The following is a 20,423-nucleotide window of genomic DNA, read 5'->3' on the forward strand; positions in this document are numbered from 1 at the left end:
TAATGGACTTGTTGTTGAAGTAGTGCGCGCTAAACACACAGGTACGGCTCTCAGTAGTAGAGCCGTCTGGGTGATTTTCTACGATGGTACAGGCGTGGCAAATACCTTGGCCGCAGCCAAAGCGGGTGCCTGTCAGGTTTAGGTGCTCATGCAGGAAGTCGATCATGGGCATATCGAGTGGCACGTCTACTGGGCCGATTTTGTTGCCGTTGATCGTGAGCGTCAGGGGTTGTTTTTCTAAGCTCATGCCAGCGCTTCCTTGATTTTTTTAGGGGTAATAGGGAACTCGTAAAAGCGTTTGTTTACGGCATGTGTAATGGCATTGCTGATGGCAGCTACTACAGGAATCATGCCAAGCTCTGCCATGCCTTTAGGTGGCGAGGTCTCGGATAAGGGGGGAAGGTAGTCGGCGGTTTGCTTCCATACGGCTACATCCTTAGCGCGGGGTAGGGTGTAACGGTTGAAGTTCCATGTACCGTTACCGGGGCCATCCTCGTAAAGCGGGAGCTCTTCCATCAGTGCATGGCCTATGCCCATAGCGGCGCCACCCTGTAATTGGCCAGATACCAATTCAGGAACAATCATGGTGCCTGGATCCATCAGTGAGTGATGGTTCATCACTTCTACTTGGCCTGTAAAGGTGTTCACGTTCAGCTCTACGATGTAGGCGGCAGGCGTATAAGTAGTTGGGCCTGCGCTACTGCGCTGGGTTGGTGGGTAGGTGGCGCTATTACGCTTGATAAAGTCGTATCCCGCCGTGGTCATGCGTTGCTTCAGCGTTTCTGGTGCGCCATCACCATAGCGTACCGCCAAGGCATCTATAGGTAGAGTACGCAGACCAACGCCAGGAATGTCAAACTCTGCGCGAGCCCATTCCCAACGACTGAAGGTATGTAGCGCCACACCCGTAATCAAGCCCATTTCATGTGCTTTCTTAGCAAGCTCTTCAAAAGGAATGGGTTTCATGCCACCACCACCCAAGCCATCAGGGCCTATGCGAAGGTCTGAAAATTGCACATTCAAACTGGAAATAGGGCCACCGCCTGCGCCTTGGCTCCAGATAGCACGTGCAGCAGGCCACAGCGTGAACTCGAGTAAAAAACGGGCGGCTTGGCGAGTCGCAAAACCAATGTAATACACACTGGAAGACGAGCTCATGTCTGGGATAATAGACGGTACCCAATACGGATCTTTTTTGGAGTATTCGTCCTGCAACTTTTGATCAGCCCAATTGCTGGTCAACGGTAGTTCAGGGAACTCCGTTACCCCAAATTCTACGTGGTCGGGTGCTTTGCCTAAGGCCTGCCACACCATCACTTGCTGTGCAGTGGTTGCGCCAGTACCGATCTCTTGGGCGCAATGCCGCATATTCAACGAGCCGTTACTGTCAAATTCCAGTACCAGAAGACTAGGGTCACCGCTAGAGCCATAAACCTGCTGAACTTGTGCAAAGCCCACGCCATAACGTTTGCCGGGGTTAGCAGCGTCAAATTCGGCTTTGGCTTTTTCACGATTAGCCCATAAGGGGTGTTTGGCGGCCAGATCCAGCATTTCCTCAATGCGAGGGTCGCCAGCTTGCACGCCGCCTTGGGTGTTTTGTGCGCCTTCACGTAGCGCGTTACGACGGCGTAGCTCTATGGGATCAATGCCTAATTCGTTGGCAAGTTCGTCCACCATCACTTCGGTGATGGACATGGATTGCAATGAACCAAAACCACGCATAGAACCCGCTTCTACCGCTTGGGTTGCCATAGCGACGGTGGCAAGGTCTGATTTGGGGAAGTAGTAAACCGACTGCGCACCACGAGCGGCAACGTGTGAAACCGCCACCGACAGGTTTTCTCTACCGCCGCCGTTACAGTTATAAAAGCCTTTTAGAATCTCAAACTTGCCAGTATTGCGATCAGCCGTAATGGTGACGTCCATGGCAATAGAGTGGCGCTTCATGCCCAACTGGAATTGCTCATAGCGATCGTTGGCCACCCGAACCGGTACGCCGCCGCTGTACAAACAGGCGACAATCGCATAGTACGGGAACACAGAATAGTCTTTAGAGCCGTAGCCTACTGTAGAGCCTGTGAGCAGAATGATGCGCTCAACAGGCACTTGTGTATTGTCTTTCACCATGGCAGCGGCGGCACTGGCGACACCGGCAGGCGACTGCGTTGCCGTCATAATATGCAGGCTACGCGTTTCTGCATCGTACCAAGCGGTACAGTTATCAGGTTCCATCGCACAGGGGTCAATAGACTGCGAAAACCCATGGCGCTCAAGCACGATTTTGTCTGGGTTGTTGCGGGCCTGTTCTATGTCCTCGGCAATGATCATAGCGGCATCCATGGCCTGTTCAGGCACGGTAGGATCCACTACATGTAAGGAGTCCTCAAACCCGCTACCACGCTTACGTTTAATGACCTCAGGAATGAATAGGTCTTGATCGGCTTGGAAGGGAGGCCAGACGACCTCGTTGCCATGAAAGCCACCTTTAAGGGAGCCGTTCTGGAAAGGTGCGAATGCAGGTGGGTCATACGGGGTTTCACCGCCTATGCGCACAAAGCGGCCCGCACCGTAGTTGGCTGGTGGTTTAGGGCCCGTGAATTCGCCGTATTTAACGACATTGGTGTCAAAACGCAATAACCGCTTAGCGGCTTGGAACCTGTCAAAGTCGTTGTAGAACAGTATAGCGACCGGATGCCCTAAAAGAGGGGCAGTTTCGCCTATGGGCAGCAGAATGTGCTCACCGTAAAAGCCTTTACCCATGCTTTTAGGTGCTTCCAAACCATGTTCAGCTAAGTCTTTTTGTAGCAGCAGTCTATCGGGTTGCAGGGCATCGCCCAGTATAGAAATGTCTACGCCTTCAAAGCGATGTTCTGCATCGGTGGCCTTCAACATAAAGGCATAGCCTTGTTGCTTAGGCCAACCGGGTAGGTCCAGTGCGCGGAAATCAAAAGAGAAGTTCTTTTGGCCCGTTACCTTGCGGATCGCATCCCAACGAAACTTGGCTTTACCGTCGCGGCCAATCCAGTCGGTAGAGCTAACGCCTGAGTTCACCTCTAGCGCATGTGCTGTAGGTAAACGCCCCAGAAGCAGGGTGATGCCGCCTACCGTACCTAATTTGATGAAGTCCCTACGGGAAAATCCAGTGTGATGTGTACTCATTACCGCCTACTCCTGAGCGTGAGGTAGGGCTACTTTGTTATGCATGTCAGCCCCTAAATACATGAAGTCATGACAATCAGAAGTTATGATCTAATCCCACGATGACTTGTTGACCTCTAACGTTTTGGAAAGCAAACCCGGTGGCGTAACCTGCTAAGGCATACAAGGTTGTGCGTTTGGATAAGTTGTAGGAATAGCCCGCGCTATAAATGTTCTGCTGTCGTTTATCTAAGTCGTAGGCGTTGTTGAAAGCGCTGCTGGCACGAGAAACGCTCCAACCAACCATGGCGCTTGAGGCAGGCGTAATGGGCACGGTGGCGTTAATGGTGAAGCTGGTGGTTTTGAAATCTTTGGTGTAGCCGGAATTCCAAAAAGTGAAGTCAGAAGAGGGGGCATAGGAGCCAAACCCAGACTGCCTACCATTAATATCCTGACCCACTGCTAGGCCAAGTTGCAAAGCACTAAAGTCATATCCAGCGATGGCGACCCATGAATGTACTTTTTTGGCCCAGTCTTTGGATTGCAAACGGTCATAGCCTACGGATAGGCTTAATGGGCCATTGGAATAGGCGATGGCAGAGGTGATGAGTTTGGTGTTCTCGCTGCTATTCCAGCTTTGTTGACCTTTAGTATTAAAGGAGTAACCAATAGAAAAGTCGACTCCACCAAAGGTAGGCGATTTATAGACAACAGTATTGTCCGCTTTATTAGAACCTGCAGCACTAAAGGTATTAGTAATATCAGACAGATTTTCTTCATCGTCTGGGCCAGCAATATAACTGGCGTAGTCTTGAATAGCGTTGCCAACACGACCGAAATTTAGGCTACCCCAATCATCACTGCTAAGCCCTAGTGTGGTGGTTTTAAATAAACGATCACTAGAAGATTCGCCGGTTAGCACATTGAAACCACTTTCTAGTTTGAAAATGGCACGTAAGCCATTACCCAGATTTTCACTGCCTTTTAATCCCCAGGAACTACTGGACCATACGCCATTAAAGAGGCCTGTTTGCGAGGCTTTGACGCCAGTGTCGCGGTTTTTAAAGGATTGGTAGCCTATACCAGTATCTATAGTGCCGTATAGCGTGACAGAGGTTTCTGCTTGTGCAACAGCCGAGGCACCCATGAGTAGTGTCATGGTGAGTAGTGTTTTTTTCACGAGTTTGTCCCTTTGTGTTTTGCTGAGTTTTAGTTGTAGTGTTTCATCTTTGGGTAATGAATGCGCTATTACACAGAATGAAAATAGTAGACGGAATACGATATCTTATGAGTCTGCCACTACTGAAATGTTTTAGAATCCTTTTTACACATTTTAATTATTGTGTTGATATTTGGCGACGCAAGATACAAGCACTGAATCGCAGTGTTTTCGTCGTATTCAGTCATGTCACGAAACTACATGGTTTTACGAATTTGGATAGAATGTTGCCCAACAGATTGAATAATGCTTAATCGTAGGGATAGTGGGAAATGAATTCACAGAAACAACATAGCCGCGCATTGTTTGCCATTCCAGCAGCCGTGATGGTGCTGGCACTTTCTGGTGGAGCGGTCGCAGCAGAGAGTGTCGCTGGGGGCTTTTCTCACAAAGACTGGGACCTCACGTGCGACAACACGCTAACCTGTAGAGCAGTAGGCTATGGTGCGATTGCTGAAGAAGAAGGGGCATCTGTGTTGCTCACTCGCAAGGCGGGTAGCAATGAACCCGTGACAAATAGGGTCATGTTGGCTCATTACGGTGATGATGAATGGCAAGAGGGTTCTACTCCCGAACTCATCATTGCTGGCCGTGCAGCCGGGGCGTTAAGCTTTGCCGGAGACGAATCTTGGCAGATGAGCGAGGCCCAGCTAGCTCAGTTCCTTACCGCGTTAAAACAAGATAAGCCTATTTCTTTTAGAGAAAATGACGACGACTACTCATTGTCTGGTGCAGGATCTAGCGCTGTGCTACTCAAGATGGACGATGTACAGGGACGAGTAAATACCCCTGGAGCCATTCTTCGCAAAGGTAAGAACAGCGAGTCCACTGTTAAAGCGCCCATAGCGATCCTTGTGATTGCTAAAGCACCAGTAATAGATAAATATCTACGTCAAATGAACACACAGGAAGAGGCTGTTTTTAGACCAGTAATTTTGCAGGCGCTTGGTGCCGATGCAGAGACCTTTTGTAGTGAAGAGAGATTGGCAGAGCCTTTGGAAATAGCGCGCTTAGACGAACAACGCTCGCTAGTGGTTGTGTCATGTTGGCTAGCCGCTTACAACAGTGGCGATGCCTATTTTGAAATCAACAACGATATGCAGTCAGCCCCAGTCTTGGTAAGCGATAGTGCAAACGGCTACGACAACGGCGTCATCTCATCCGGTATGAAAGGACGTGGCTTGGGCGACTGTTGGAGCTATGACGAATGGGTGTGGAATGGTACAGAGTTTGTGTCGAGCAAGAGGGGTGACACAGGCCGCTGCATGATGATGCGTGTGGGAGGGGCTTGGGATATCCCCTTGCATGTTACTGAGGTGGTAGAACAGTAACTTAAAAAGCACAGGCCATCATAGATGGCCTGTATTCATTTGGGTGCTGTATGGCACACTAGCACCGCTTGGTGTTGGCGTGCTTTAAAGAACGATATTTTCCTGCTCACCTTGTTCCCACTTACGAATGTTATTAACCGTAATTTGGGCTCTTCTGGTCATAGCCTCTTCGGTGGCAAAGCCAATATGGGGGACAAGAACCGTGTTGGGGGCAGAGAGGATAGGGTAGTCGGCGGGAACAGGAGGTTCCATATCGACTCTATCTAAACCAGCACCTGCAATGGTGCCGTTGTGCAGCGCTTCAGCCAATGCGGCATTATCAACAATAGGGCCTACAGCGGTGTTGATTAAAAAAGCGCTGTTCTTCATCAAGGCCAGCTTGCTTTGATCAATTAAGCCTTTGGTATCAGCAGTTAACGGCATGTGGATGGTCACAATGTCGCTCGCCTGTAGCACCTCATCTAAGGATTGATACGCTACGCCTTTGTTGATCAGCGCTGATTTTTCACTACGGTTGTACGCAATGACTTTACAGCCAAAAGCTAAGGCTAACTCAGCTACGGCACTACCAATATCGCCAGTACCTAGGATGCCTACTGTTTTACCTTTTAGGTCTATTTGTCTGTAGCCCTGCTTTGTGCCGCCTTCTCTGAGTTTTTTCTCCAGAGCCACAACATTACGCAGTAGTGCGATGATTAACCCAAACGTTAGTTCGGCAACAGAGTTAGTGCTGTAACCGGCAGCATTAGAGACTTGAATGCCTTTTTCTTTACATTTATCTAGATCAATATGATCGTAGCCAGTAAAGGCGACAGAAATATATTTTAATTTCTCTGCTGCATCAATGACCTCTGCACTAAGCGGCATATTAGCCAGCACGAGAATTTCTGCATCTTTCACTCTTGATTTCAGAGTTGCAATATCAGAATTTCCGTCTTTATAGACAGTTAAATCGTGGCCGCTATCTTTTAAAGGCTGTGATATAGCACTAAATTCGCTGTCACTAATTCCTAGAGATTCTAAGATTACAATTTTCATTTTTCCTCCATGTTTATGACTGCATTCATTGGCCTCTTTAATTAGAGACACGAACCGTCAATAATTGGAGTGCCAAGATGAGCTAAGCTAAAGGTAGCTGCAAGCTGTAAGTTAGGATACTAGGGCAGGATTGTACACCACGGCCGAAAAGGCTTCGGCTTGCAGTGGTGCGTACAAAAAGTACTTACTGTGGGTACTGTAAGGGCTAGACCTCAAAGATAAATATACCCACCTAAATAAAAATATTAGTGGTGGGTATATTTAAATATGTGAGGTCTCTAAGAATTTAAAAATCAGAGTATTGAGTTTTATTGTTAATGTAGTTCATTCAATATTCTGCGCCTGCTCACGCATCTGCTCAATAAGCAGTTTCAAATCAATCGCCGCTTCCGTCACGCTCAACGCACCGGCTTTAGAGCCCAGTGTATTGGCTTCGCGATTCATTTCTTGGAACAGGAAGTCCAAGCGCTTACCGCTACTGCCTTTACGCTGGCGTTTATTGCCTGTGTCTTTGCCTTGCAGAATGTGTTGCAGTTCTTTTAGATGTGAGCGCAGTCTAGTGAGTTCTTCTGCCACATCGGCGCGCAAGGAAAACAATGAGGCTTCTTGAGCGATACGGGCTGACAGTTCTTCACCAGAAATATGGCTAAAGCCTTCTGGGTGGGCTGCGCTAATGCTTTCTCGTAGGCGCTCGCTGATTTTGTTTTGCTGGTCTTGCAGCATTTGTGGAATGTGCTGCTCAACCTCTTCAACGATGCGTTGTATGTCTTCCGAGATGCTCAGCATGTCTTTAGCCAAGCGTTCGCCTTCACGCAAACGGGCTGCTTGGAAGTCTTGCAGGGCTTGCCCCAAGGCTTCTAAACAAGTCGCTTGCCACTGTTCGGCTTTTTCTTGGGTTTGTTCTTGCTGCTGCGACTGCATCAATTCTTGCAGTTTAGGGGCAGGAGTGTCGGGGATGAAGCTGCGGGCTAGAGCTAGTTCAGCGGCTAGTTTTTCTAGGTAGGCTGGGTCTAGGCGACTTTTTTGTATAAGCAGGTTCTTTTGGAAAGATAGGCGCAGTTCAATCTTTCCGCGCTGTAGGGATTCATTTAGGCGCTCACGTACCTGTGATTCCAGAAAGCGTAATTCTTCAGGAATACGTAGATTCAGGTCTAGGTAGCGGTTGTTGACGCTGCGCAGATCAATGGTGATACTGCCTAGTTCCGACTCGGCGCGCGCGCTGCCAAAAGCGGTCATACTGCTGATCATAGGATAAGGTACCGTGTGTGAGCTTGAATTAGGGTATTGTAGCCTGTTCTAATAGCGTCTTCGGGCGAAGTCGTCTAAATCAGTAGGAGAATCAAGTTGTCAGGTTTGCAGAATTACGAACGTCATGCCGCGCGGGCGCATGATGCATTGCGCAGCATAGAGTTTGAGGTGAATTTCAGCAAACACGCTGAGGGCTCGGTACTGATTAAAGCCGGCGATACGCATGTGTTGTGTACGGCCAGTTTAGTAGACAAAGTGCCCGGCTTTTTGAAAGGCAAAGAACAAGGCTGGGTAACGGCTGAATACGGCATGTTGCCTCGTTCTACGCATACTCGTATGGATAGAGAAGCGGCGCGGGGCAAACAAAGTGGCCGTACGCAAGAAATTCAACGTTTAATTGGTCGCAGTTTGCGCGCTGTGGTGGATTTGAAGGCGTTGGGCGAGCGCTCAGTGCATTTGGATTGCGATGTGTTGCAAGCAGATGGCGGTACGCGCTGTGCCAGTATTACTGGTGCGTGGGTGGCGTTGGCGATTGCATTAAAACGCGCGGGTCTAGAGCAGGCGCTAACAGGCCAAGTGGCAGCGGTCTCAGTAGGTAAGCTGGGCAGCAGTTTGCTGCTGGACCTAGACTACGAAGAAGACTCTGGTTGTGATGCAGACGTGAACGTGGTTATGACCGATGCGGATCAGTTGGTAGAGATTCAGGGTACAGCAGAAGGTAATACCTTTAGCCGCCAAGAGTTAAATGCGTTGATAGACAGTGCGCAAGCAGGTATTCAACAATTACACCGTGCACAACGTGCAGCGGTAGAGCGTGCATAAACGAGTAGGGTAAACATGGCACTGCATAAAGTGGTTTTGGCATCGAATAATGCCGGTAAATTGCGTGAGTTCTCAGCGATGCTGGAACCCGTTGGCTTGCAGATGATTGCTCAAGGTGAACTGGGTGTTCCTGAGGCAGATGAGCCTTTTCATACCTTCGTGGAAAATGCGCTGGCTAAGGCTAGGCATGCAAGTAAGTTAACGGGGCTACCAGCGTTGGCGGATGACTCGGGGTTATCGGTGCAGGCCTTAAACGGCGCGCCGGGAGTGTACTCGGCACGTTTTGCAAAAATGGCGGGTGGCGAGAAGTCGGATGCGGCGAATAATGCTCATCTAGTCTCTATGCTGCAAGGTGTGTCGCAGCGTGATGCCCGCTATGTGGCGTTGCTGGTGTTTGTACGTCATGCGGAAGATCCCTGTCCTATCATTTGTGAAGGTTTCTGGGAAGGCGAGATCGTGGATCAACCTCAAGGCGAAAACGGCTTTGGATACGACCCACACTTCTTTTTGCCAGATTTAGGCAAGACAGCCGCCCAACTCAGTGCAACTGAAAAAAACAGTGTGAGCCACCGTGCCATTGCGCTGAAGCAATTGCTGCAACGCCTACAGCATGAAGGGTGGACGAAGTAATGATCTCCATTCAGCCTTTGCAGCGCGTTCAACCACGCAAAGCGGATGAGTTCAGATTTAGCACGTTGCCACCGCTTGCGCTGTACGTGCATGTGCCGTGGTGCGTGCGTAAATGCCCGTACTGTGATTTCAATTCGCACAAAGCACCCCAGACGCTGCCTGAAGAACAGTATTTATCGGCATTGCGCGCAGATTTAGAGCAGGCGTTGCCTTTAATCTGGGGACGTCAGTTGATTTCTGTGTTTATCGGTGGTGGAACCCCTAGTTTGCTGTCCGAGCAAACGGTAGATGCCATGCTGTCGATGATTAGGGCGTATTTACCATTGTTGCCCGACGCAGAAATTACTTTGGAAGCCAACCCCGGCACGGCAGAGGCCTCACGCTTTAAAGCCTATGCGCAAAGCGGTGTGAACCGTATCTCGCTAGGTATACAAAGTTTTGATGATGCGGCGTTGAAGGCATTAGGCCGTATTCACGATGGTCAGCAAGCACGGCAAGCGATAGAGATGGCGCAGCAGGCCGTAGAGCGTGTCAACTTGGATGTGATGTTTGCTTTACCCGGGCAAACGCCCGAGCTAGCCATTAAGGATGTACAGCAAGCCCTTAGTTTCGGCACAGAGCATTTATCGCTGTACCACCTGACGCTAGAACCCAATACCGTCTTTGCAAAGTATCCGCCAACGCTGCCAGACGAAGATCAAAGTGCGGCAATGCAAGATGCGATGATCCAAACGGTGCAAGAGCACGGTTTTGAGCAATACGAAATCTCTGCCTATAGCAAACCTGGTCGTCGTAGCCGACACAATATGAACTATTGGGAGTTCGGGGATTATCTAGGCATAGGCCCTGGGGCGCACAGCAAACTGTCGTTTCCCGATAGGATTGTGCGTCGTGCCGTGTTACGTAACCCGCAGTCGTGGATGGAAGCGGCCGAAAAACGCGATGGTAGTCACTTAGCCGAAGATGTGAGCGTGGCTTTTCAGGACGTGCCGTTTGAGTTCATGTTGAATGCGTTACGTTTAAAACAAGGCGTGCCCGTTGGGCTCTACGAAGAGCATACTGGATTGCCACTAAACTCTGTGTTGCCGGCGTTGCGTCGCTGTCGCGATAAGGGCTTACTGGCAGACGATCCACTGCGTATTCGTGCCTCAGAAATGGGGTGGCGTTTCCTAAATGATCTGCAAGCGGAATTTTTACACGATCAGTAGTTGTTTTCCTGTTGTTGTTGCAGGTTTTTTTAACGGCTGCCTAGCCCTTGAATTACAATAAAACAGGCCCTTTGCAGCACGGGCGTGCTGTAAGGTGGTCTTTATCTCTGCTTTTTAGCCTTATTCTGGAGTCATAATGTCTACCCCCGAAGAGCTGGTCAAACTCATTGCTGAACGTAATGTTGCCTTCGTCGACTGCCGTTTCACGGATACGCTGGGCCGTGAACACCACCTGACTGTGCCAGCGCACAGCTTTGATGAAGAGCGCATAGAAGGGGGGGTAGCGTTCGATGCATCGTCTTTGCCTGGATGGAAAGGAGTGGAATGCTCCGACATGCTGTTGCTGCCAGACGCAAGTTCTGCCCGCTTAGATCCATTCCGCGAAGAAAGCACGCTGATTATCACGTGTGATGTAGCAGAACCTACCGATTTGAATGGTTACGATCGTGATCCACGTTCGTTGGCCAAACGCGCTGAAATTTACCTGCAAGCCAGTGGCTTGGGTGATACGGCTTACTTTGGCCCTGAACCAGAATTCTTCGTTTTCGACAACATTCGTTGGGACGATCAAATGAACGGCTGCATGGTGGAAATTGGTGCCGAACACGCACCATGGTCTACCTCGGCTGCATTGAATGGTCATAACTTAGGCCACCGCCTGCGCGTAAAAGGCGGCTATGCGCCAGTACCTCCTGTTGATAGTTTCCACGATCTGCGCTCTGAAATGTGCGTGTTGATGGAGCAGCAGGGTGTGCCAGTTGAAGTGCACCACCACGAAGTGGGCGGCGGCGGCCAGTTGGAAATTGGTACCCGTTTCTCTACTCTGGTGCAGCGTGCCGACTGGAACCAGATCATGAAGTACACCATCATGAACGTGGCACATGTGTACGGTAAAACAGCAACCTTTATGCCTAAGCCTATTTTGGGCGACAACGGTTCGGGTATGCACGTACACCAATCCATCTGGAAAGATGGCCAAAACCTGTTCGCAGGTAATGGTTACGGTGGTTTGTCTGATATGGCGTTGTTCTACATCGGCGGTATCATCAAGCATGCACGTGCACTGAACGCGATTACTAACCCAACGACTAACTCTTACAAACGCTTAGTACCTCACTACGAAGCCCCTGTGAAGTTGGCCTATTCGGCACGTAACCGTTCGGCATCTATTCGTATTCCTTACGTAAGCAGCCCTAAAGCTCGCCGCGTAGAAGTGCGTTTCCCAGACCCAATGGCTAACCCATATTTGGCATTCTCTGCCATGTTGATGGCTGGCTTAGACGGTATTCAGAACCGCATTCACCCAGGCGATGCTGCCGACAAAAACTTGTACGACTTGCCACCGGAAGAGGATGCAAAAATCCCAACCGTATGTAGTTCGTTGGAACAAGCGTTGGAAGCACTAGATAACGATCGCGAGTTCCTGACTCGTGGTGGCGTGTTCAGCAATGACATGCTGGATGCCTACATCGAGTTGAAACAAGCTGAAGTGAACCGCCTGCGCATGACACCTCACCCTGTTGAATTCGATATGTACTACAGCCTATAAGCTTCACTATGGCTACATAGCCCCTGTCTGCATGGCAGGGGCTTTTTTTCTTTGTGGGCAGGAGACTTTTATGTTTGACGGGCTGATTTCTTTTCCCTTAACACCGTTACTGAATGACAGTGCTATTGATGTTCTTGCTTTTGAGCGTTTGATTCAACGTCAGGTGCAGGCCAAGGTGAGCATGATTGCGGTGCTGGGCTCCACGGGCAGTTATGCCTACTTAAACAGGGAAGAACGAGCGCAGGTGGTCAAGCATGCGGTGGCGCAGGCAGCCTCGGTGCCCGTGATGGGTGGAATAGGTGCTGTACGCAGCCGTGATGTATTACGTCTTTCCGAAGACGCGCAACACGCTGGTGCGAAAGCGGTGTTGCTGGCACCAGTGTCGTATCAAAAACTGCAGCCCGATGAAGTGTATGGCTTGTTTGAACGGGTGACGCGAGAGCTGTCTGTGCCGTTGTGCGTGTACGATAATCCCGGTACAACGCAGTTTCACTTTAGTGATGAGTTATTAGTCGCCTTGTCTGCCTTGCCACATGTAGCTTCCATTAAAATCCCTGCCTTAACCGGTACGGTAGAAGAGGCTAGCGCACGTGTGGCCGCACTGAAAGCGCGTTTACCTGTTGGGTGCAGTTTAGGTGTGAGCGGGGATCATGCGGCAACCTTAGGGTTGCAAGCTGGCTGCGATGGTTGGTATTCGGTCTTGGGTGGGTTGCTGCCGCAGTTGTGTAAACGTTTGTTGGTAGAAAGTCAGCAGCCTAGCGATCAGGCAACTGTACTGTTTGCGGCGATGGAGCCCTTGTGGGCGCTGTTCAAACAGCATGGTAGTGTGCGAGTGGTTGCGGCCGTGGCTGAACTGCTGGGGCTAGCGCAAAGTCCGTGTTTGCCGTTGCCCTTGCATAGCTTACAAGGTGAAGAGCGAGCAAAAGTAGCGGCGTGGTTGGCCTCGCTACCTGAGGGGTGGGCTAGCTGATCGTGGTACGCAATTAATCGTCCGAAGGGCTGCCACGCAAGAAGGCTTGGGCTCGCTGATGCAGCAGCGCTTCGCGACGAATAAACTCCGACACAAAGTTGTTGGCAGGGTTATGGTGCAGGTTGTAAGCGGTATCCCATTGGGCGATACGGCCTTCGTGCATGACGCCAATACGGTCCGCAATCGCAAAGGCTTCGGCTTGGTTATGCGTCACTAACAACGCTGTTAAGCCAGCGGTTTTCAGAATATCGCGCACCTCAAAAGCTAAGCGTTCGCGCGTATCAATATCCAGATTAGAAAACGGCTCATCCAATAGCAATAAAGAAGGCTCTGGCGCTAAGGCCCTCGCCAATGCAACGCGCTGCTGTTGGCCGCCAGATAATTCGTGCGGGTAGCGTTTAGCGTGGGCGGGTAAATCCACCAGTTGCAGCATCTCCTCTACGCGCTGACGACGGTGGTTTTTCTCGGCTTTACGTAGGCCAAAAGCAATATTTTGCGCCACGGTTAAGTGGGGAAATAGGGCGTAGTCTTGAAACATCATGCCTACATTGCGATGCTCAGGGAGCACGATTTGCTCAGGCGTAGAGAGGCAGGTGTTACCCAAGTGTATGCTGCCCGTCTGCAAAGGCTCAAAGCCGGCTATGCTGCGTAATACCGTGGTTTTACCGCAGCCGGATGAGCCTAATAAACACCCTATATGTCCTTGGTTTAACGACAAGCTTAAGTCATCAACTACCGTTTTTCTCCCTTCGGGTGCGGGATAGCTAATGGACAGGTGTTCTAAACGCAGAAAAGCAGTCATGAGGAATTAATGGTTTTTGAATTGAGTGCGAGCAAGCAAAATCACGGGTAGCAAGCCTGCCACCACAATGGCTAATGCCGCAATAGCACCTTCTTCGTATGTGCCGCGGGCTGCTTCAGCATAAAGCCAAGTTGCCAGCGTATCAAAGTTCATGGGACGTAACAGCAAGGTAGCTGGTAGCTCTTTCATGGCATCCACAAACACCAATAACGCGGCCGCACCAATGGCTGGGCGAAGAAGGGGTAAGTGCACACGTCGCAAGGTACCGCTGGCGCTTTCGCCTAGCAGTCTAGAGGCTTGCTCTAGCGAAGGCGGAATGCGCGATAGACCTGCTTGCAAGCTTCCTGATGATATGGCCAGAAAACGAATGCTATAGGCAATGATAAGCGCTCCCATTGAGCCCATCAAAATTAATTGTTGTGGAGCACCCCACAGTTGCCCTATGCGGTTTAAGAGGCCATCTACAAAGACTAAGGGGCCTAGCAGACCAATGGCGAGTACCGTACCGGGGATGGCATAGCCTATAGACGCCACACCAGCCAAAATATTAGGCAATGCACGATGTCCGTGTTGATGGTGATTACCTCGTGCTGACCACGCTAGAATCAGCCCAGCAACAAGGGTGACGGCAGTAGCGATAAGCGCCAAACTTAAGGTGTTCCACGCGCTGTTTAACAACTGAGCCGATACTGTCCCATTCAGGTTTAGGTATTTAATACTGGCGTTGATTAGGTAGAGGGCGGGGGCAACAAAGCCTATGACAATAGGTGCCCAGCCCAGCGCACAGGCAATCACCGCTGACAGTCCCTTAAGGGCTTGCGGACGCACAGGGTGCGAGCGTTGGTTGCTGCTGTAGCGTTGATGGCGGCGTCCCATACGCTCAATCCAAATCAGGCTAACCACCATAACCAGCATGGTCAGTGCTATTTGTGCGGCACCAGCCAGATTGGAGCGAGTCACCCATGTGGAGTAGATGGAAACCGTTAGGGTTTGAATACCAAGGAATTCCGATGCGCCAATGTCGTTGAGTGTTTCCAGCAGTGTGAGGCTTAAGCCTACCGCAATAGCAGGTCTGGCCATGGGCAATGCCACGCGGAAAAACACCGATCGTCGGCTTTCGCCCAAAATACGCGCAGCCTCGATAAGGCTAGCTGCTTGGGTGGCAAACATGGCTCGGGTGCTCAAATACACGTAGGGGTAGAGCACAAAGCCTAATAAGAAGATAGCGCCTGGTAAGGAGCGCAAATCAGGTAAGCGGAACTGCCTAGGGCTGGTATAGCCCAATATGTCACGTATAAAGCCTTGTATAGGCCCTATAGGGTGAAGCAAATCCAGATAGGCAAACGCGACTATATAGGTGGGTACGGCCAGTGGCAGTAGTAGGGCCCACGACACCACGCGGCGGCCCGGAAATTCGTAGGCGGTAATTAACCATGCCGCCCCTACACCAAGGCAGCCAGCTAAGACGGCAACCCCCGCCAACAACAATACAGTGTTCAGAAATGCGCCGGGTAACACATAGTCGATCAGGTGTACCCAGTGGTCTACAGCGCCGAATGATTCCCAGAACAACATGCCTACGGGGGCAATCACGATGGCGGCGATAACTAGTGATACCAGTAACCAACCATTTTTCTGGAAAAACAGGCGTAGCGGGGAGCGCGACGCAACAACAGGCCATTGCTCTGCAGCAATGGCCTGTTGTGTGTGCTTGAGCTTTGTTGTTTTAGTTGTTGAATCCAACTTTATCTACCAGTTCACTTGCCTCTTTACGGTGCTTAGCGATTTCAGTTAATGGCAGTGGGTCAATGACCAGTTCGCCAAAGCTGGCTACTACTGGATCAAGTTCTACACCGGCTTTAACGGGGTATTCGTAATTCGCTTTTGCGTAAAGACTTTGTGCAGCATCAGACACCAAGTATTCCAGCAATTTCACAGCGTTGTCTTTATTGGGAGCATGCTTGGCTACTGCTGCGCCAGAGATATTAACATGAGTACCTTGGCTCTCCGAGTTTGCGAAAGTAGGGCGTATGACTTTAATGGCTTCACCCCATGCGTAATCATCGGTGCCAGGTGCTGCGTTTTTCATGCGACCTACATAGTAGGCGTTCGCAATACCTACATCACAAATACCACCCAAGATGTCGCGTGCTACGTCGCGGTCACCGCCAGCGGCTTTACGAGCCAAGTTGTCTTTGACGCCTTGCAACCATGTTTCAGTGGCTTCTAAACCATCGTGCGCAATTTTGGCGGCGATCAAAGCGGTGTTGTAAGGGTGTTGGCCGGAACGAATACACACTTTGCCTTTGAACTCTGGGTTAGCAAAGTCTTCATAGGTCAGCGAGGTGATGTTTTCCATGTCTTTGGCTACATAAGCCACGCGGTCGCGCAATGACAAGGTGAACCATTGATTGTCAGTGCCACGCAAATTGGCAGGAATAGCAGCTTGCAGCGTGCTGGACTCTACTGGCTGAGTAACGCCAGCCTCTACCAAGTCCAGCAGGTTACCGATGTCTACCGTCATCAACAAGTCAGCAGGGGATTTATCGCCCTCGGTACGTACTCGCTCAATTAGGCCGTCTTTAACAAAGACAGTATTGACCTTGATGTTGCTGTCATTCGTGAAGGCCTCGAGGATTGGGAGTATCAGTTGTGGCTCACGCGTGGTGTAAAGATTTACTTCTTCAGCCGCATAGGCATTCACTGCCATTGTGCCAAACACCAGACCAGCCAAAATGGAGAGGCGATTACGTGCAAAACTCATAGTGAGGCTCCTACTAGTTAGGAATTTTCATCAGAATGACAATCATTATTGATAGTCGCGAGAGCACCTTAGCAGACTACGGGCTGCCTAACAATAGTGTGGAGACGGAGGCTTACAGAATTGACGAAAACTTGACGAACTGGACATGTTTTGAAGGACAAATGTCATCGTCTTGATACAGATCAGGGAGAGATAAGCTTATATAAGAGATGATAAGTAAACCCAGTTTTGCATAAGGATATCAGGATTTACACTATAAAACGCGCTAAACTGGTGCCGTAAATACCATTTTCCTGTCCTGCTTAGGCTGGCAGATTCCTTACATACACTGAAACTGATACATGGCTGCTTTTAATACTGAAAAAGTCCTAAGCGTGCATCATTGGAATGACACGCTTTTTTCATTCACTACGACGCGCGACCAGGCACTACGCTTTACCAATGGACACTTTGTCATGATTGGTTTGGAAGTAGAAGGTAAGCCACTGATGCGTGCTTACAGTATCGCAAGTGCAAACTATGAGGAAAATCTGGAGTTTCTGAGCATTAAAGTGCCAGATGGTCCATTGACTTCGCGCTTGCAGCATTTGAAAGTGGGTGATTCCGTTCTGGTTAGTCGCAAACCAGTAGGTACGTTGGTGGTTGATGATTTGCGTGATGGTCGTAACTTGTACTTGTTGGGTACAGGTACCGGTTTAGCGCCGTTCATGAGCATTATCAAAGACCCTGACACCTACGAACGCTTTGAAAAAGTGATTCTGGTGCATGGTGTACGTTTTGTTAGCGAACTGGCTTACGCTGACTTTATCGAAAAAGAACTACCAGATAACGAGTTCTTCGGCGAGTTGGTGCGCGACAAACTGCTGTACTACCCAACGGTTACACGTGAACCTTATCGCAACGAAGGGCGTATCACCTCGGTCATCGAATCAGGCAAGATTTTTGCTGATTTGGGCATAGATGCCTTAGACCCAGAAAAAGATAGAGTCATGCTGTGCGGTAGTCCAGCGATGCTGGAAGACTTGAGCAACATGCTTGATGCACGTGGTTTCAAAGTATCTCCCGGCGTAGGTCAGCCCGGTGATTATGTGATTGAACGAGCGTTTGTAGAGAAGTAATACACCGTCTTCGTACGCAAAGGGCTTGTGCAGCCTTTTGCGGCACGATTAGAATGGTGCGGTTTTCGGCATTTATATAACGTTCTCATGATTAAAGATATTATCCAGACAAGTGCTGCGCCTGCAGCGGTAGGTCCTTATTCCCAAGCGGTAGCGGTGCAAGGCAGCAAAACTGTGTACCTGTCCGGTCAGATTGGCTTGAGCCCAACCACCGGTGAATTGGTGTCTGACAATTTTGAAGCGCAAGCTCGTCAGTGTTTTGCCAATATGGAAGCTGTGATTACCGAAGCGGGAGGCACTCTGGAGAATATTGCCAAACTGACTCTGTACCTGACAGATTTAAGTAAGTTTGCAACCGTGAATGCCATTATGGCTGATGTGATTCCTCAGCCGTTCCCAGCGCGTTCTACGTTGGGCGTAGCGAGCTTGCCTAAAGGCGCTCAGGTTGAAGTAGAGGCCATTCTGGTTCTCTAATCGCTATGGCATCTGCTTCATCAAAACGGCCCACCAAGGGCCGCGCAGATGCCGCGGCAAACACTCTGGCACGAAAATTCAGCCAATTAGGCTTAGAAACCGATGCCGACTTCGTCGTACATTTACCCTTACGCTACGAAGATGAAACCGCTGTTCACGCTATAGGCGATGCCAGATCTGGCTTGTCACAACAGTTTGAAGGCGAGGTGGTTGAGCAAATCATCACCCAGCGCCCCAGAAAGCAATTACAAGTTATCTTGCAAGACCATAGCGGCAGAATTACGCTGCGTTGGTTGCACTTTTACCCCTCGCAATTAAAACAGTTGGCAGAAGGCCAACGAGTACGCGTGCGCGGTGAGGTGCGACGAGGGTTTCATGGCCTAGAGCTGGTGCACCCCAAAGTGACGAAGCCGGATCAAGGCTTGTCGGATACGCTTACACCGGTGTATCCAGCAAGCGATGGTTTACGCCAACAGCAAATACAAAACCGTATCAACGAAGCTTTAGAGCGCTTGCCCTTGCAAGACACGCTGCCTGAAGCGCTGCGTGAACAGTTTGAATTACCAAATTTTGCCGAGTCGCTGAAACTACTGCATCACCCCCCACGGGATGTGGATGCTGAAGCCTTGATGCAGAAAACGCATCCAGCATGGCAGCGCATTAAGTTTGACGAGCTACTCGCACAACAACTGAGTTTAGCGGCCGCTAGGGCTTCACGTCGTAAGCAAAAATCATGGCCATTGATACAGAAGCACGGCGACTTAGAACAACAGCTGCGCAAGCGCTTGGGCTTCACACTGACGGCAGCGCAAGAGCGTGTGGTGGCTGAAATTGCCGAAGACCTAAGCTTATCGCATCCTATGCACCGTTTGCTGCAGGGTGATGTGGGCAGCGGTAAAACCGTAGTAGCAGCTATGGCTGCTGCGCAAGCTATAGATAGCGGTTTTCAAGTGGCGTTGATGGCACCTACAGAACTGCTCGCCGAGCAACACTATCAAAAGATGGTGCTGTGGTTTGAGCCGCTAGGTATTACGGTAGGCTGGTTAAGTGGTAGTCAAACAGCCAAACAACGAGCACCAGTATTAGAGGGAGTGCAAAACGGTCATTGTGCTCTTGTTGTAGGTACGCAGGCGCTTATTCAAGATGGCGTAGAGTTTCACCAACTGGGTTTGGTTATTCTCGATGAACAGCACCGTTTTGGCGTGGGGCAGCGTTTGAGCCTGAGCCGTAAAGGTGAACAAGGCGAGAAGCAAAAACGTACCATTCCTCACCAGTTAAACATGAGTGCTACGCCTATACCGCGTACATTAGCCATGAGCTTCTTGGCGGATCTAGACGTGTCGGTTATTGATGAGCTGCCAGCAGGCCGTACACCGGTGATTACTAAGCTGTTATCTGAGCACAGGCGCGAGGAAGTCATCGCCCATATTTATGCGCAGATACAAGAGGGTAGGCAGGTGTATTGGGTATGCCCTTTGGTAGAGGAAAGTGAGGCACTGCAATTACAAACAGCCGTAGACACCTATCATCATTTAGCTGAGCAGTTGGCGGGGGTGAAAGTAGGGTTGTTGCATGGCAAACTACCTACCCAAGAAAAAGCGCAAATCATGGAGGCGTTTAGGTCTGGCGAGGTACAGGTGCTGGTAGCCACTACCGTTATCGAGGTAGGGGTAGACGTACCTAATGCGAATTTAATGGTGATAGAACACGCTGAGCGTTTTGGATTGGCGCAGTTGCACCAGTTGCGGGGTCGAGTGGGGCGTGGTGCGCATCAGGCAGTGTGTGTATTGCTATATTCGCAACCCTTATCGGCGATTGCTCGCGAACGCCTAAAAGCCATGTATGAAACCACGGATGGTTTCGATATTGCTAGGCGTGATCTGGCATTACGCGGCCCAGGAGAGTTCTTGGGTGTGCGGCAATCTGGGCAGGCATTGCTGCGTTTTGCCAGTTTAGATAGCGATGAGTATATGATTGAACAAGCACAAGAGTGTGCTGTCCTGCTGCGTGAGCAGTATCCAGAGCATGCGCATGCGCATGTACAGCGCTGGCTTAAAGGACGTGAAGAATTTCTGCGTACCTGATATAACGGTATCGTACGCAAACTAAGGG

The 20,423-nt window shown here is 50.2% G+C and carries 17 protein-coding genes; 9 read left to right on the forward strand and 8 right to left on the reverse strand.

Annotation, left to right across the window (positions count from 1 at the left end; genetic code table 11):
* The 3 genes from GY634_RS11525 to GY634_RS11535 all read right to left on the reverse strand — a co-directional run.
* On the reverse strand, positions 1 to 247 hold a 247-nt coding region (locus GY634_RS11525; protein ID WP_341352827.1), incomplete at its 3' end, for a 2Fe-2S iron-sulfur cluster-binding protein.
* A complete protein-coding gene (locus tag GY634_RS11530) occupies positions 244 to 3,159 on the reverse strand; it encodes a xanthine dehydrogenase family protein molybdopterin-binding subunit (RefSeq protein ID WP_166408693.1) in 2,916 nt (971 codons plus the stop codon). The genes GY634_RS11530 and GY634_RS11525, both read right to left, overlap by 4 nt.
* Before the next feature lie 76 nt (positions 3,160 to 3,235).
* Positions 3,236 to 4,318 (reverse strand): porin, encoded by a 1,083-nt coding sequence (locus GY634_RS11535; protein ID WP_166408694.1) that lies wholly within the window; start codon positions 4,316 to 4,318, stop codon positions 3,236 to 3,238.
* Between the two features lie 311 nt (positions 4,319 to 4,629).
* On the opposite strand from GY634_RS11535, the gene GY634_RS11540 reads away from it, so the two are divergent.
* Positions 4,630 to 5,688 (forward strand): DUF1176 domain-containing protein, encoded by a 1,059-nt coding sequence (locus tag GY634_RS11540; RefSeq protein WP_166408695.1) that lies wholly within the window; start codon positions 4,630 to 4,632, stop codon positions 5,686 to 5,688.
* A gap of 84 nt (positions 5,689 to 5,772) precedes the next feature.
* On the opposite strand, the gene GY634_RS11545 is transcribed toward GY634_RS11540, so the two are convergent.
* Together GY634_RS11545 and GY634_RS11550 are read right to left on the reverse strand one after the other, a co-directional pair.
* Positions 5,773 to 6,726 (reverse strand): NAD(P)-dependent oxidoreductase, encoded by a 954-nt coding sequence (locus GY634_RS11545; protein ID WP_166408696.1) that lies wholly within the window; start codon positions 6,724 to 6,726, stop codon positions 5,773 to 5,775.
* Positions 6,727 to 7,050: 324 nt separating this feature from the next.
* A complete protein-coding gene (locus GY634_RS11550; RefSeq protein ID WP_166408697.1) occupies positions 7,051 to 7,974 on the reverse strand; it encodes a YicC/YloC family endoribonuclease in 924 nt (307 codons plus the stop codon).
* A gap of 90 nt (positions 7,975 to 8,064) precedes the next feature.
* On the opposite strand from GY634_RS11550, the gene rph reads away from it, so the two are divergent.
* The 5 genes from rph (at position 8,065) to GY634_RS11575 (ending at position 13,153) form a co-directional block, all read left to right on the forward strand.
* Complete coding sequence (gene rph, locus GY634_RS11555; RefSeq protein WP_423227303.1) at positions 8,065 to 8,796, forward strand: ribonuclease PH; 732 nt, start codon at positions 8,065 to 8,067, stop codon at positions 8,794 to 8,796.
* A 21-nt stretch (positions 8,797 to 8,817) separates the two neighbouring features.
* A complete protein-coding gene (gene rdgB, locus GY634_RS11560) occupies positions 8,818 to 9,426 on the forward strand; it encodes an RdgB/HAM1 family non-canonical purine NTP pyrophosphatase (protein ID WP_166408987.1) in 609 nt (202 codons plus the stop codon).
* A complete protein-coding gene (gene hemW, locus GY634_RS11565; RefSeq protein WP_166408699.1) occupies positions 9,426 to 10,634 on the forward strand; it encodes a radical SAM family heme chaperone HemW in 1,209 nt (402 codons plus the stop codon). The genes rdgB and hemW overlap by 1 nt, the downstream gene beginning before the upstream one ends.
* Before the next feature lie 136 nt (positions 10,635 to 10,770).
* Positions 10,771 to 12,183: a type I glutamate--ammonia ligase gene (glnA, locus tag GY634_RS11570; RefSeq protein ID WP_166408700.1), complete on the forward strand. Its 1,413-nt coding sequence runs from the start codon at positions 10,771 to 10,773 to the stop codon at positions 12,181 to 12,183.
* Positions 12,184 to 12,253: 70 nt separating this feature from the next.
* A complete protein-coding gene (locus GY634_RS11575; protein ID WP_166408701.1) occupies positions 12,254 to 13,153 on the forward strand; it encodes a dihydrodipicolinate synthase family protein in 900 nt (299 codons plus the stop codon).
* Between the two features lie 13 nt (positions 13,154 to 13,166).
* Here GY634_RS11575 and GY634_RS11580 read toward each other — a convergent pair whose 3' ends face one another.
* The 3 genes from GY634_RS11580 to GY634_RS11590 form a co-directional block, all read right to left on the reverse strand.
* On the reverse strand, positions 13,167 to 13,955 hold the full coding sequence (locus GY634_RS11580) for an ABC transporter ATP-binding protein (protein ID WP_166408702.1): 789 nt from the start codon (positions 13,953 to 13,955) through the stop codon (positions 13,167 to 13,169).
* Positions 13,956 to 13,961: 6 nt separating this feature from the next.
* Positions 13,962 to 15,602 carry an ABC transporter permease gene (locus GY634_RS11585; RefSeq protein ID WP_242683701.1) on the reverse strand — a complete coding sequence of 547 codons (1,641 nt, stop codon included), beginning with the start codon at positions 15,600 to 15,602 and terminating at the stop codon, positions 13,962 to 13,964.
* 79 nt (positions 15,603 to 15,681) lie between these two features.
* Positions 15,682 to 16,719 (reverse strand): Fe(3+) ABC transporter substrate-binding protein, encoded by a 1,038-nt coding sequence (locus GY634_RS11590; protein ID WP_166408703.1) that lies wholly within the window; start codon positions 16,717 to 16,719, stop codon positions 15,682 to 15,684.
* A 341-nt stretch (positions 16,720 to 17,060) separates the two neighbouring features.
* Here GY634_RS11590 and GY634_RS11595 point away from each other — a divergent pair, with 341 nt between their 5' ends.
* The 3 genes from GY634_RS11595 (at position 17,061) to recG (ending at position 20,395) form a co-directional block, all read left to right on the forward strand.
* Positions 17,061 to 17,837, forward strand: coding sequence for a ferredoxin--NADP reductase (locus GY634_RS11595; protein ID WP_166408704.1), 777 nt, complete (start codon positions 17,061 to 17,063; stop codon positions 17,835 to 17,837).
* A gap of 87 nt (positions 17,838 to 17,924) precedes the next feature.
* Positions 17,925 to 18,311, forward strand: coding sequence for a Rid family detoxifying hydrolase (locus GY634_RS11600; RefSeq protein WP_166408705.1), 387 nt, complete (start codon positions 17,925 to 17,927; stop codon positions 18,309 to 18,311).
* Between the two features lie 5 nt (positions 18,312 to 18,316).
* On the forward strand, positions 18,317 to 20,395 hold the full coding sequence (gene recG / locus GY634_RS11605; RefSeq protein ID WP_166408706.1) for an ATP-dependent DNA helicase RecG: 2,079 nt from the start codon (positions 18,317 to 18,319) through the stop codon (positions 20,393 to 20,395).
* The last annotated feature ends 28 nt before the right edge of the window (positions 20,396 to 20,423 follow it).

The sequence above is a fragment of the Paenalcaligenes suwonensis genome (assembly GCF_011290505.1).
In the GTDB taxonomy this organism is placed as follows: Bacteria; Pseudomonadota; Gammaproteobacteria; order Burkholderiales; family Burkholderiaceae_B; genus Paenalcaligenes; species Paenalcaligenes suwonensis.

Coding starts and splice junctions, on each gene's coding strand:
- GY634_RS11530 (WP_166408693.1), bottom strand. CDS start 3,159: ATGAGTACACATCACACTGGATTTTCCCGTAGGGACTTCATCAAATTA.
- GY634_RS11540 (WP_166408695.1), top strand. CDS start 4,630: ATGAATTCACAGAAACAACATAGCCGCGCATTGTTTGCCATTCCAGCA.
- GY634_RS11545 (WP_166408696.1), bottom strand. CDS start 6,726: ATGAAAATTGTAATCTTAGAATCTCTAGGAATTAGTGACAGCGAATTT.
- GY634_RS11550 (WP_166408697.1), bottom strand. CDS start 7,974: ATGATCAGCAGTATGACCGCTTTTGGCAGCGCGCGCGCCGAGTCGGAA.
- hemW (WP_166408699.1), top strand. CDS start 9,426: ATGATCTCCATTCAGCCTTTGCAGCGCGTTCAACCACGCAAAGCGGAT.
- glnA (WP_166408700.1), top strand. CDS start 10,771: ATGTCTACCCCCGAAGAGCTGGTCAAACTCATTGCTGAACGTAATGTT.
- GY634_RS11575 (WP_166408701.1), top strand. CDS start 12,254: ATGTTTGACGGGCTGATTTCTTTTCCCTTAACACCGTTACTGAATGAC.
- GY634_RS11580 (WP_166408702.1), bottom strand. CDS start 13,955: ATGACTGCTTTTCTGCGTTTAGAACACCTGTCCATTAGCTATCCCGCA.
- GY634_RS11590 (WP_166408703.1), bottom strand. CDS start 16,719: ATGAGTTTTGCACGTAATCGCCTCTCCATTTTGGCTGGTCTGGTGTTT.
- GY634_RS11595 (WP_166408704.1), top strand. CDS start 17,061: ATGGCTGCTTTTAATACTGAAAAAGTCCTAAGCGTGCATCATTGGAAT.
- GY634_RS11600 (WP_166408705.1), top strand. CDS start 17,925: ATGATTAAAGATATTATCCAGACAAGTGCTGCGCCTGCAGCGGTAGGT.
- recG (WP_166408706.1), top strand. CDS start 18,317: ATGGCATCTGCTTCATCAAAACGGCCCACCAAGGGCCGCGCAGATGCC.